Consider the following 13,398-nt stretch of genomic DNA (forward strand, 5'->3'; position numbering starts at 1 on the left):
GCCGCCATGGTGCGGCTTCGATCTGTTGGTCGCAGGCGGCCGCGGCTGCGTTCAATTTCAGGCCGTTGCCAGGAAAACCGTGCTGCCGGCAGCCGCTTGCCTAAATATTGGGCGATGCGCCCATTCGCGCCCCATGATTTGCCCGCATTGTGCCTTGCACAATAAATCCCGGCCGGTGTCCAATTCGGACCGTGACCTGGAGCACACCTGTGCCGATTGGCGGCAGCGCGGGTTTCGTTTTGCGCCGCACTCAGGAGGACCGGCGAATTGGTTGCGCCGGACTAATCCAAAAGTACTAGCGCGCGAGCCTCTTGTATCGGTTCGCCGCGCTCGGGACTCGATTACAGTCGCAATGCACGCCGCCTTGACGGCATTCATGCCGACGCGAGCGCAAACGTCACGCGTCGTGGTGAGCGGCATAAGCCCTGGAAACGGAATTCGCGCGTTCGGATTCGTCGAACGACATCGAACAGAGAGATGATCTACCGAGGATGACGCAGCCTGGAGTGATCTGGATCTCAGATCGTCCGTTATGGTCCAACGCGCTGAACGGACGCCGCGCGCGGCGCGCATTAATGAATCGACAAGCATTGCGGCGGCGCGTTTTCAACCGCGCGAATTCTGCAGGTTCGTTCATCTACCTGAAAAACCAGTACTTCTCCGGATGCCGCATGTTGCACTCCGGTTACAGATTCGGTGGATTCCAGCACATTCTTGAGCTGCCGAGTCGTTTAGCATGACTATTGCATTGCGTGATGGAGTCACTCGCGTGTCAGATATCACATCTGCTGTTGGTGATTCGCGATTGGATACGCAGGAGGCTTGCCGGGGCTTGGAACTTGGCCAGCGCATCCTACGTTATAGCTGAACCATGAGGAGATGAATCTATGTACAACGATTCTCTGTTCAACGCCTTCGCCCGCTCCTTCGAAGCTCGAAGTCAGAGCGACATGTCGATGGCGGATTATCTGGAATCGTGTCGAAGCGATCCGCTTAAATATGCGAATGCGGCCGAACGGTTGCTAGCGGCAATCGGCGAACCTCAGATGATCGACACGGCCAGGGATCAACGCCTTGGCCGTATTTTTTTGAACCGCACCATGCGCACCTATCCGGCCTTTGCCGGCTTCTATGGCATGGAAGAAACCATCGAGCGCATCGTCGGGTTCTTCCGGCACGCCGCTCAAGGCCTCGAAGAGCGCAAGCAGATCCTCTATCTGCTCGGGCCGGTCGGCGGCGGCAAGTCATCGCTCGCCGAACGCCTCAAGGCGTTGATGGAAGTTCACCCCATTTATGTCTTGAAGGCCGGCGACGAACTCAGTCCCGTCTTCGAAAGCCCGCTCAGCCTGTTCGATCCGGAAACACTCGGGCCGATGCTCGAGGAAAAATACGGCATTCCGCGCCGCCGGCTCACCGGGCTGATGAGCCCGTGGTGCTACAAGCGGCTCGAATCGTTCGGCGGCGACATCTCGCAATTCCGTGTCGCCAAGATCCAGCCGTCGCGGCTGCGGCAGATCGCGGTCGCCAAGACCGAGCCGGGTGATGAAAACAACCAGGACATCTCCTCGCTGGTCGGCAAGGTCGACATCCGCAAGCTGGAAACCTTCGCCCAGAACGACCCCGACGCCTACAGCTATTCCGGCGGCTTGAACCGCGCCAACCAGGGCATCCTCGAATTCGTCGAGATGTTCAAGGCGCCGATCAAGATGCTGCATCCGCTGCTGACGGCGACGCAGGAGGGCAACTATATCGGAACCGAGAATATCGGTGCGATCCCCTTTACCGGCGTCATTCTCGCGCACTCCAACGAATCCGAATGGCAGAGCTTCAAGACCAACAAGAACAACGAAGCCTTCATCGACCGCATCTGCGTCATCAAGGTGCCGTATTGCCTGCGCGTCACCGAAGAACAGAAGATCTACGAGAAGCTGATTCAGGGCTCCGAGCTCGCCGCCGCGCCCTGCGCGCCGTCGACGCTGGAGACGCTGGCGCGCTTCTCGGTGATGTCGCGGCTGCGCCGTCATGAAAACTCCACCGTGTTTGCAAAGATGCGGGTTTATGACGGCGAAAGCCTGAAAGAGTCCGATCCCAAGGCCCGCAGCGTCCAGGAATACAAGGATGCCGCTGGCGTCGACGAAGGTATGGATGGCGTCTCGACCCGCTTCGCGTTCAAGGTGCTCGCCGCAACCTACAATCACGATACGTCGGAGGTCGGCGCGGACGCCGTTCACCTGATGTATGCGCTGGAACAGTCGATCCGTCGCGAGCAGCTCCCTGATGAGACCGAGAAGCGTTACCTCGAATTCATCAAGGCCGAACTTGTGCCGCGATATGCCGAATTCATCGGAAACGAGATTCAGAAGGCCTATCTCGAATCCTATTCGGATTATGGCCAGAACCTGTTCGACCGCTACGTGGATTACGCCGACGCCTGGATCGAAGATCAGGACTTCAAGGATCCCGACACCGGACAATTGCTCGATCGTGAATTGCTCAATCAGGAGCTGACCAAGATCGAGAAGCCTGCGGGCATCGCCAACCCGAAGGACTTCCGTAACGAGGTCGTGAAGTTCTCGCTGCGGTCGCGAGCCCAGCACGGCGGCAAGAATCCGGGCTGGACCAGCTATGAAAAGGTTCGCGAGGTGATCGAAAAGCGGATATTCTCGCAAGTGGAAGATCTGCTGCCCGTCATTTCGTTCGGCTCGAAAAAGGACGGCGAAACCGAGAAGAAGCACGACGATTTCGTCGCGCGGATGGTGGACCGCGGTTACACCGAACGCCAGGTCCGCCGGCTCGTCGAATGGTACATGCGCGTGAAGCAAGCCGGCTGAGGCGGATGCGAAGTGGTTGCTATTCACATCGTTGATAGGCGGCTGAATCCGGGCAGCAAGAGTCTCGAGAACCGTCAGCGGTTCCTGCGCCGGGCGAAGGCGCTGGTTCAGCAGGCGGTGAAGAAGACCTCGCACGACCGGGACATCAAGGATGTCCTGGAAGGCGGCGAGGTCAGCATCCCCCTCGATGGCATGGACGAGCCGCGGTTCCGCCGTGAAGGCGGCACCCGCGACATGATACTTCCTGGAAACAAGAAGTTCATCGAAGGCGACATCCTGCCGCGCTCGGGCGGCTCGGGCGGCAGGGCCGGTGGCGCGGGGGAGGGCGACAGCGAAGACGCGTTCCGCTTCGTTCTCAGCCGCGAGGAATTCGTCGACCTGTTCCTGGACGATCTCGAACTACCTGATCTCGCCAAGCGCAAGCTTGCCGAGGTGGAGAGCGAAGGCATCCGCCGCGCGGGTTATGCGACATCAGGCTCGCCGGCGAATATTTCCATTCCCCGTACCGTGAGCCGCGCGATGGCGCGGCGGGTGGCATTGCGGCGGCCGAAGCCGGAAGAGATTGCGGCCCTCGAAGCCGAGCTGCTGATTTGCGGCCACGAGGCGCGCCGCGCCGAACTGTTGGCCGAGATTGAAGCCCTGAAAGCCAAGGCCAAGCGGATCCCGTTCATCGATCCGATCGACATCCGATACCGGCGGTTCGAGACCACGCCGAAGCCGATTGCCCAGGCCGTGATGTTCTGCCTGATGGACGTCTCGGGCTCGATGACCGAGCACATGAAGGACCTCGCCAAGCGCTTCTACACGCTGCTCTATGTCTTCCTGAAGCGGCGCTACCGCCATGTCGAGATCGTCTTCATCCGCCATACCGACCGCGCCGAAGAGGTCGACGAGGACACATTCTTCCATGGCCCGGCATCGGGCGGCACGCTGGTGTCGAGTGCGCTGCAGGAAATGCACGAGATCGTGCGTTCGCGGTTCCGCCCGGCGGACTGGAATATCTACGCCGCGCAGGCTTCCGATGGCGACAATTCCACGTCCGACGGCGAGGTGGCGGGCCGGCTGCTGACCGAGAAGATTCTCCCCGTCAGCCAGTTCTTTGCCTATCTCGAGGTCGGCCAGGATGCCGGTCTGACCTTCGAGATGCCGGATTCGTCGCTATGGACGCTGTATGAGCGCCTGCGCCTCGCCGGTGCGCCATTGTCGATGCGCAAGGTCTGCGAGCGCAGCGAAATCTTCCCGGTGTTTCACGATCTCTTCCAGCGTCGCGTAAGACAAGAGAGGGCACCATGACAGGCGAACGGCTGTTTCAGGGTGCTGATTGGGATTTCCCCACGCTGCAGCGGATCCACGACGCCTGCGAGGAGATCGCGGAGTCCGAACTCGGGCTCAATGTCTATCCGAACCAGATCGAGGTGATCACGGCCGAGCAGATGCTGGACGCCTATTGCTCGGTCGGCATGCCCTTGTTCTACAAGCATTGGTCGTTCGGCAAGCACTTCGCCTATCAGCAGGCTTCCTACCGCAAGGGCCTGATGGGCCTGGCCTATGAGATCGTCATCAACTCGTCGCCGTGCATCTCCTATTTGATGGAGGAGAACACCGCGACCATGCAAACGCTGGTGATCGCGCACGCCGCCTTCGGCCACAATCATTTCTTCAAGAACAATTATCTGTTCAAGCAATGGACGGATGCCGACGGCATTCTCGATTATCTCGAATTCGCCAAGACCTACGTTGCGCAGTGCGAGGAGCGTCACGGCCGGTTGGCGGTCGAGCAGACGCTCGATGCGGCGCACGCGCTGATGTCACATGGCATCAACCGCTATCCCGGCAAGAAGCTACCCGATCTGCGCGTCGAGGAGAAACGGGCCCAGTACCGCCGGCAGCACGAAGAAAGCGCGTTCAATGATTTGTGGCGGACCATTCCGACCGGACCGGTCAAGAGCGTGGCAACGCTGAGCGCCGATCGCCGCCGCGCGCTGCTCGGCCTGCCGCAGGAAAACATCCTGTACTTCCTGGAAAAGACCGCGCCGCGCCTGGCGCCCTGGCAGCGCGAGCTGCTGCGCATCGTGCGGCACATCGCCCAGTATTTTTACCCGCAGAGCCAGACCAAGGTCATGAACGAGGGCACCGCGACCTACGTTCATTACCGCATCATGAACCGGCTGCACCTGCAGGGGCAGCTCTCCGACGGCAATTTCCTCGAATTCCTGTCGTCGCACACCAACGTCGTGTTCCAGCCCGACTTCGACAGCAAATATTTCTCGGGCTTCAACCCCTACGCGCTCGGCTTTGCGATGATGCAGGACATCGAGCGCATCGTCACCAATCCCGAGGACGAGGATCGCGAATGGTTTCCGGATATCGCCGGCAAGGGCGATACGATGGGCGTGCTCCGCGATGTCTGGGCCAATTACCGCGACGAGAGCTTCATCAGCCAGTTCCTCTCACCGCGGCTGATGCGGCACTTCCGCATGTTCCACTTGCATGACGATCCGGCCGAGACCGCCGGCATCAGGGTCGATGCGATCCACGACGAGCGCGGTTATCGGCGCGTGCGCCGCGCCCTGTCACGGTCATACGACGTCGGCTTCATCGATGCCAACATCGAAGTCGTCGATGTCGATCTCGCCGGCGATCGTCATTTGATGTTGCGCCACACCGTGCTGAACGGCGCGCAGCTCAATGACACCGATGCCAAGCGCGTGCTGCAGCACCTCGCCGACCTCTGGACCTACAACGTCTCGCTGGTCGAGGTCGACTCGACCGGCAAGGTGCTGAAGGAATACGTCGCCAACCCGCGCGGGCTGGCCGCGGTGGCGTAGCTACACTCCCGGCGTTCCTTGCGCTCCCGAGCGATCAGCGCCCGCGCGTCGGCAGTTTCGGCAGTTTGTGCGGATCGAACGTTGGTATGGGCTCGCTCGCCTCCGGGGGGCGCGCCTGCTCGTTGTAAATCAGCGTTCCCTCCAGGAGCAGGCCTGGGAACTGTTCCGCCGTTCCGGTGTAGGTCGCTATCTTGCCGGTGCACGTTCCCTGCAGCTTGAGCTCGAGCTCCTGATCATCGCCGAATACGGTTGGCAGCCCGCCGGTGTGTTTTTTTGTGATGACGACCGCGGTGAATCGGTCTCCGTCGACTTCGCATGAGCCTTCGTAGGTCATGACGCCGTCGCGCCCCCAGATCCTGCCGTCTGCAACATGGACGATGCCGGTGCCTTGGCTTACCGGGGTCTTGAACCAGGCCGAATAAGTGCCGTCCTTGAGCACAGCGGAACCTCTTCCTTGAGCGTTCACAAGCGGCCGATCATCCGCACGACTAGCCTAAGACTCCCTTAATCGCCGCCCTCTCGGAAAGGGCGGCTTTCTTTTGCCGTAGTCTTACGGAGCAAAACTCCATTGTTCCGACTGGTTTCGTACACATCATATCGGGATGGGCCAGCCAGCACTGGAAATCCGAGTATGCGAAAAGTGCCACGCCGAAATGCGGCTGTTGGGCAAGCTGCCCGCTATCGGAGCCAAGCCACTCATCAAGGTTTTCTGTTGCTACCAGTGCAACCGCATTGAGACGCGCACAATAAGGTCGGCTGCACCCCGCAGACCCATTCTTGATACGTCCCGCTCTGCCGCAAGCCGGCGTTGATCTTTTCCAGCGCTGACGAGCCGGGGCACAACTCCCTGCCGGCCGCGGTGCTCAGACGTCGAAAATCCTACTGGCGCGCAAGGAATGCGCGACGGGTACTGACGGTTCGCGCCCAGACTTCGTGAAATCTCCCGGCCAGACGCTTGTCAATGTGCGGACCGATCAGCTTCGTCATGGCAAAGTTGAGATCATCATACTCCCGCGCGCAGACTTCGGCCCGGTCCTTGGGGAGGAATTCCTGTTCGACGATGTCGGCGAACAGTTTCTTGTCCGCACCATAGGCGACACACAGGATGTTGAACGTCCGCTGCGCCGGCGTCGAATGCTCATCTGAAAGTACCCGGATCGGAACGGTGACCTGCGGTCCTGGCATCTGGATCGCATGATGATAGGCGGAGCCCAGGATCATTCTGCGGGCCTCATCCTTGCCCAGTCTGAGCATCACGTAGGCGGCGAACTGATCGGCGGCGTCTTCCTCCCGGCCGAGCACCGGTATTTGCAGCATGTTGAAAACCGCATGCGCGGTCTCGTGCAAAAACACCGCCAGACTTGAGCCAAGGACCGTATCCGCCCGGGAAACCCCGATAGGAAGATCTTGCTTCGGCGCGCTCTTCAAAATTTCCGCCAGCATTTCGTAACACACGGTGATGACTTCATCGTTGTACCAGGCGTTTGGGACGCCGTCGCAACCCGCGACCTTGAGCGTCAGCGGGTAGGGAAGGCGGATCGGACCAAGCAATTCCTGCAGATGCTCGAGTGCACGACCCTGCTTCATTTGATCGAGGATCGGCTGGTGCGCCGGATCCTTTGGCGGCACGTACTCGTACTTGATTTGGTTGGACTTGCTCTTGGAGGCTGCGTTTGCGTTGCCGGAGGTCCAAAAGATCGTTGCCGCCAGAATTGCGACGATCGCAGCAGGCTTATGCCACATCATATTTCTCAACTATGAATGATAAAAATTTACGGCGGCATGTGTATCGACGCGTGGTCGAGCAACCATAGCACGCCCGTCGGATTCCGTGGATAGCGAACGCTGTCGGGCTTGTTGTCAGAAGCGCGGTCGTGATGGTCGCTTGGACGCGAGCAGGCACGCGAACCGATGCCTGCGTTCGAGGCTAAAGCTCATATCGCAGGATGCATCGACGCTGCGGCCCGACGGCGGCATGCCTACCGCAGGCTGGCGTTGATCTTGTCCAGCGCTGACGAGCCCGGGCACAACTCCTTGGCTTCCAGCGTATTGAGTGGCGTCTCGACGGTGTCGAGATGGGTGTGCATGTCTTCGGCGTCGGGATCGACGTAGAGCAAGCCGGTCACCACCTGGCCCTTGGCGGCGTGCTTCTGCAGGAAGGTCATCGCCGCCAGCCGGTCATTGGCGTCGTAATCGGCGTCGATCTTGCGCAGCGCCAGCCTGGTGCCGTCGTGCTGCTCCACCACCTGCACCGAGCCCGGGGCATAATCGACGGTGATGGGGTCGCGGCTGGTGATCACGTCGAGGCGGTTGACCGCGTCATTATGTTCGCGGACGTAGTCAAAACTCTTGGTCGAGCCGGCGTGGTTGTTGAAGGCGATGCAGGGGCTGATGACGTCGATGAATGACGCGCCCTTGTGGCGGATGGCGGCCGCGATCAGCGGCACCAGCTGGGTCTTGTCGCCGGAGAAGCTGCGCGCCACGAAACTGGCGCCGAGCTGTAGCGCGATCGCCACCAGATCGATGGCGTTGTCGGTGTTCATCACACCCTTCTTGGATTTCGAGCCGCGGTCGGCGGTGGCAGAGAACTGGCCCTTGGTCAGGCCGTAAACGCCGTTGTTCTCGACGATATAGGTCATGTTGACGCCGCGCCGGATCGAATGGGCGAACTGGCCGAAGCCGATCGAGGCGCTGTCGCCGTCGCCGGAGACGCCGAGATAGATCAGGTCGCGGTTGGCTAGGTTGGCGCCGGTCAGGACCGACGGCATGCGGCCGTGCACCGAGTTGAAGCCGTGCGAATTGCCGAGGAAGTAATCCGGCGTCTTCGACGAGCAGCCGATGCCGGAGATCTTGGCGACGCGATGCGGCTCGATCGACAGCTCAAAGCAGGCCTCGATGATCGAGGCGGTGATCGAGTCGTGACCGCAGCCGGCGCACAGCGTCGAAATCTTGCCCTCGTAGTCCCGGTGGGTGTAGCCGAGATCGTTCTTCGGCAGGCCGGGATGGTGGAATTTCGGTTTTGCAATGTAGGTCATGACAACACCTGCGGCTCCCGGCTCGTCATGGCCGGGCTTGTCCCGGCCATCCACGTCTTGGCCGAGAAGAAGGAAGACGTGGATGCCCGGCACAAGGCCGGGCATGACGAAGAGGTCAGAAGACGGATCATGACACGGCCTTGCGGAGAGGAGTCACTTTCAGATGGTCCTGATGGTCGCCGATGGCGCTGGCGATGAAGCGCGCTGTGATCGGGGTGCCGTCATAATGCAGGATCGGCACCAGTCGCACCGGATCGATGCCGTTCTCGTTGACGATCAACTGGCGCAGCTGGGCGTCGCGGTTCTGCTCGACCACGTACACGAAGTCGTGGTCGGCAATGAAGCTGGCGACGCTGGAGTGGAACGGGAAGGCGCGGATCCGCATGCGGTCGAGCTGGTGCCCGCGCGCCTCGAGCAGGCCGATCGCCTCGTCCATCGCCGGCGCGGTCGAGCCGAAATAGATCACGCCGTATTTGGTCGGCTTGGTGGCGTTGGCCTGCAGCGGCCGCGGCACCATGTCCTGCGCGGTCTCGAACTTGCGCACCAGCCGCTGCATGTTGTCGGCGTAGACGGCGCCTTCTTCCGAATAGCGCGCATAGCGGTCGCGCGAGGTGCCGCGGGTGAAGAACGAGCCTTTGGTCGGATGCGTGCCGGGATAGGTGCGGTACGGAATGCCGTCGCCGTCGACGTCGAGATAGCGGCCGAAATCGCGGCCGGGCTCGTCGAGCATCTCTGCGGTCATCACCTTGCCGCGGTCATATTGCCTGGCGTCGTCCCACTTCAGGGGACGGCAGAGCCGATGGTTCATGCCGATGTCGAGGTCGAGCATCAGGAAGATCATGGTCTGCAGCCGCTCGGCGAGATCGAACGATTGCGCCGCGAATTCGAACGCTTCCGCCGGGTCTTCCGGGAACAGCAGGATATGCTTGGTGTCGCCGTGCGAAGCATAGGCGCAGGCGATGATGTCGCATTGCTGGGTGCGCGTCGGCATGCCGGTCGAGGGGCCGGCGCGCTGGATGTTCATGATCACGCCGGGAATTTCGGCAAAATAGGAAAGCCCGATGAACTCCGTCATCAGCGAGACGCCGGGTCCGGAAGTCGCGGTGAAGGCGCGCGCGCCGTTCCAGGAGGCGCCGATCACCATGCCGATCGATGCAAGCTCGTCCTCGCCCTGCACGATGGCGTATTTGGCCTTGCCGGTCTCGGGGTCGTGCCGCAGCTTCTTGCAGTGGCTGGTGAAGGCCTCGGCCACCGACGACGACGGCGTGATGGGATACCATGCGCAGACGGTGGCGCCGCCATAGACGGCGCCAAGCGCAGCCGCGCTGTTGCCTTCCATGAAGATGCGGTCGCCGACCTTGTCGGCCTTCTTCACCTGCAAGCCGATCGGGCATTTCAGGTTTTGCAGCGCCCAGTCGCGGCCGAGATGCAGCGCGTGGACGTTCGAGGAGAGAAGCTTCTCCTTGCCCTTGTACTGTTCTGATATCAATTGCTCGACGATCTTCGGGTCCATGTCGAGCAAGGCGCACATCGCGCCGAGATAGATGATGTTCTTGAACAGCTGGCGCTGGCGCGGATCGGTATAGGTCGAGTTGGTGATCGCGGTCAGCGGCACGCCGATGACATTGATGTCGGCGCGGAATTTCGACGTCGGCATCGGCTTGGTGGAATCGTAGAACAGATAGCCGCCGGGCTCGATCGAGGCGACGTCCTTGTCCCAGGTCTGCGGGTTCATCGCCACCATCATGTCGACGCCGCCGCGGGCGCCGAGATGACCTTCTTCGGTCACCCGCACCTCGTACCAGGTCGGGAGCCCCTGGATGTTGGAGGGAAAGATGTTGCGCGGACTCACCGGCACGCCGTGGCGCAGGATCGAGCGCGCGAACATCTCGTTGGCGCTGGCCGAACCCGAGCCATTGACGTTGGCGAAACGGACGACGAAGTCGTTTACGCTGCTGATCGGGCTTTGGACTGACATGTTGATCCCGCGTGAGTCATATCGATGAGGTACTTCTGCATGTCCCAGGCTCCGGTGGGACAACGCTCGGCGCAGAGTCCGCAATGCAGGCAGACGTCTTCGTCCTTCACCATGACGCGCCCGGTCTTGAGCCCGTCGGCGAGATAGAGCGCCTGGTCATGACGCGGTGAGGGTGCTTTCAGCCGGGTCCGCAGGTCCTCTTCCTCACCGTTGTCAGTGAAGGTGATGCAATCCATCGGGCAGATGTCGACGCAGGCGTCGCATTCGATGCAGGCGGGCGCGCTGAAAATCGTTTGCACGTCGCAGTTCAGGCAACGCTGCGCCTCGCCGAGCGCGAGCTTGACGTCGTAGCCGAGTTCGACCTCGGCGCGGATGTCTTTCAGCGCGATCACCTTGTCGCGGTGCGGCACCTTGTAGCGCTTGTCGCCGGAGATGTCGTTGTCGTAGCTCCACTCGTGGATGCCCATCTTCTGCGAGGAGACGTGCACCTCGGGAAGCGGGCGCTCGGTGATATCCTCGCCGGAGAGCATCTTGTGGATCGACAGCGCGGCGTCATGGCCGTGCGCCACCGCCCAGATGATGTTCTTGGGGCCGAACGCCGCGTCGCCGCCGAAGAACACCTTCGGGTTGGTCGAAGCGAAAGTCTTGGCATCGACCTGCGGCATGTTCCACTTGTCAAACTCGATCCCGCAGTCGCGCTCGATCCAGGGGAAGGCGTTTTCCTGTCCGACCGCCACCAGCACGTCGTCGCAGGGAATGGTCTGGTCCGGCTCGCCCGCGGGCACCAGATTGCGCCGGCCCTTGGCGTCATATTCAGCCTTCACCTTCTGGAAGGTGACGCCGATGAGCTTGCCGGCTACATGCTTGAATCCCACCGGCACCATGAAATTGAGGATCGGAATGTCCTCGTGAATGGCATCTTCCTTTTCCCAGGGGCTCGCCTTCATTTCCTCGAAGCCGGAACGCACGATCACCTTGACGTCTTCGCCGCCGAGGCGCCGCGCGGTGCGACAGCAATCCATCGCGGTGTTGCCGCCGCCGAGCACGATCACGCGGCGACCGATCTTCTCGACATGGCCGAACGAAACCGAAGCCAGCCATTCGATGCCGATATGGATGTTGGCGGCGGCCTCCTTGCGGCCGGGGATGTCGAGTTCGCGGCCGCGCGGCGCGCCGGAACCGACGAAAATCGCATCATAATTTTCAGCCATCAGCTGCTTCAGGCTGTCGATGCGATGACCGCCCTTGAACTCGATGCCGAGGTTTAGGATGTAATCGGTTTCTTCGTCGATCACCGAATCCGGCAGCCGGAACTTTGGAATCTGGCTGCGCATCATGCCGCCTGCCTTGGGATCGGCATCGAACACCGTGCAGTGATAGCCGAGCGGCGCAAGATCGCGCGCCACCGCAAGCGAAGCGGGACCGCCGCCGACCAGCGCGATGCGCTTGCCGTTCTTTGCCGATACCTTCGGCATGCGGTGCTTGACGTCGTCCTTGAAGTCGGCGGCGACGCGCTTCAGCCGGCAGATCGCAACCGGTGTTTCCTCGACGCGGCCGCGACGGCAGGCCGGCTCGCATGGGCGATCGCAGGTGCGTCCCAGAATTCCGGGAAACACGTTCGATTTCCAGTTGATCATGTAGGCGTCGCTATAACGCCCCTCGGCAATCAAACGGATGTATTCGGGAACTGGCGTGTGAGCGGGACAGGCCCATTGGCAATCAACCACTTTGTGAAAGTAGTCCGGCGCCGAGATGTCAGTCGGTTTCATTCCTACCTTTCCGCGTCAGTAATCCAAACGCGGCCTTGTTGCCTGAACGCTCAGTAGGCGTTCTTGTGGTTTTTGAATTGGATCATAGGCTTATCTTATCGGAGCTTAGAGCCATTCCAGACGAGTCACAAAGGCAAATTTGCGCGATTGCCAGCTTTCAATGCAGGCACGCGTAAACGTTAATGTTCGCTGCATTATGTGGCGGTGCAGCATGAGTACACCGCTTTGTCGCCAATGTTACGTGTTGGGCAGATCGCTCTTCGCGAGATCCCACGTCAGCCGGTAAACGCCGCTCGTCACCACCAGCGGCTTGATCGCGGCGTTGTCCTTGAAGCGCGCCGCGGCCGCCGGGACTGCGCCGACATCGGTGGCGTCGATCAGCACGAACCAGTCGCCCGCGCCGGGATTGGGCGCTGCGGGGTCATCAGTGATCGGTTTCGACAGCGTCGGATTGTTCTCCAGCAGGTGCATGGAGATGATACCGTCGAGTTCGGCGGGATCGAGTTGATCCCGCAGTGCGGCACGCAATTTATCCTCGCCGCTGGCGGGCGGCCGCAGCCGGATGATGCCGAGCACGGCGCCACGACCGGTGCCGCGGCTGATGGTGATACGCGAAACGCCGCGGATCATGTTCTTGAAGCGGGCAATATTGGCCTTCGACCAGGCGGTCTGGTTGGCGAGCGCGGTGCGGTAGAACGGGCTGTCCAGCACCTCGATGGTTTCGGTGGAATAGAGGCTGAGATATTTCGGGTCGCCGTCGTGCGCGACATAGCGCCGCGCTTCGAGGAAACCCGGCATCGCGACGCGCTCTTCGAGATGTTCGCGGTCATACCAGCGGTTGAATTCGGCCTCGTCGGCGGGGTCGATGTTCATCGACGTCAGCAGCATGCCTTTTCCGGCTATCGGCATTTTTCTTACTCCTCCACTATCAGACCCTCATGGTGAGGAGCCGCGAAG

At 61.0% G+C, this 13,398-nt stretch carries 9 protein-coding genes; 3 read left to right on the forward strand and 6 right to left on the reverse strand.

What is annotated here, in order from left to right; all coding sequences use genetic code 11:
• The first annotated feature begins 887 nt into the window (after positions 1-887).
• The 3 genes from JQ641_RS17540 to JQ641_RS17550 are packed head-to-tail and all read left to right on the forward strand — an operon-like array spanning position 888 to position 5,659.
• The gene (locus JQ641_RS17540) at positions 888-2,831 is read left to right on the forward strand and encodes a PrkA family serine protein kinase (RefSeq protein ID WP_211997237.1); all 1,944 of its coding nucleotides are present in this window, start codon (positions 888-890) and stop codon (positions 2,829-2,831) included.
• A 21-nt stretch (positions 2,832-2,852) separates the two neighbouring features.
• A complete protein-coding gene (locus JQ641_RS17545) occupies positions 2,853-4,124 on the forward strand; it encodes a YeaH/YhbH family protein (protein ID WP_211997396.1) in 1,272 nt (423 codons plus the stop codon).
• On the forward strand, positions 4,121-5,659 hold the full coding sequence (locus JQ641_RS17550) for a SpoVR family protein (protein WP_211997238.1): 1,539 nt from the start codon (positions 4,121-4,123) through the stop codon (positions 5,657-5,659). The genes JQ641_RS17545 and JQ641_RS17550 overlap by 4 nt, the downstream gene beginning before the upstream one ends.
• Before the next feature lie 34 nt (positions 5,660-5,693).
• Here JQ641_RS17550 and JQ641_RS17555 read toward each other — a convergent pair whose 3' ends face one another.
• The 6 genes from JQ641_RS17555 to JQ641_RS17580 all read right to left on the reverse strand — a co-directional run bounded on the left by JQ641_RS17555 (position 5,694) and on the right by JQ641_RS17580 (position 13,350).
• Positions 5,694-6,098 carry a hypothetical protein gene (locus JQ641_RS17555; RefSeq protein WP_211997239.1) on the reverse strand — a complete coding sequence of 135 codons (405 nt, stop codon included), beginning with the start codon at positions 6,096-6,098 and terminating at the stop codon, positions 5,694-5,696.
• A 440-nt stretch (positions 6,099-6,538) separates the two neighbouring features.
• A complete protein-coding gene (locus tag JQ641_RS17560; protein ID WP_211997240.1) occupies positions 6,539-7,405 on the reverse strand; it encodes a DUF4344 domain-containing metallopeptidase in 867 nt (288 codons plus the stop codon).
• A gap of 233 nt (positions 7,406-7,638) precedes the next feature.
• Complete coding sequence (locus tag JQ641_RS17565; RefSeq protein WP_211997397.1) at positions 7,639-8,694, reverse strand: 2-oxoacid:ferredoxin oxidoreductase subunit beta; 1,056 nt, start codon at positions 8,692-8,694, stop codon at positions 7,639-7,641.
• A 127-nt stretch (positions 8,695-8,821) separates the two neighbouring features.
• Positions 8,822-10,672 carry a 2-oxoacid:acceptor oxidoreductase subunit alpha gene (locus tag JQ641_RS17570; protein WP_211997241.1) on the reverse strand — a complete coding sequence of 617 codons (1,851 nt, stop codon included), beginning with the start codon at positions 10,670-10,672 and terminating at the stop codon, positions 8,822-8,824.
• Positions 10,642-12,441: an FAD-dependent oxidoreductase gene (locus JQ641_RS17575; protein ID WP_211997242.1), complete on the reverse strand. Its 1,800-nt coding sequence runs from the start codon at positions 12,439-12,441 to the stop codon at positions 10,642-10,644. The genes JQ641_RS17570 and JQ641_RS17575 overlap by 31 nt, the downstream gene beginning before the upstream one ends.
• Before the next feature lie 237 nt (positions 12,442-12,678).
• The gene (locus JQ641_RS17580; RefSeq protein ID WP_211997243.1) at positions 12,679-13,350 is read right to left on the reverse strand and encodes a DUF4286 family protein; all 672 of its coding nucleotides are present in this window, start codon (positions 13,348-13,350) and stop codon (positions 12,679-12,681) included.
• Positions 13,351-13,398: the final 48 nt, after the last annotated feature.

The sequence above is a fragment of the Bradyrhizobium sp. JYMT SZCCT0180 genome (assembly GCF_018130165.1).
In the GTDB taxonomy this organism is placed as follows: Bacteria; Pseudomonadota; Alphaproteobacteria; order Rhizobiales; family Xanthobacteraceae; genus Bradyrhizobium.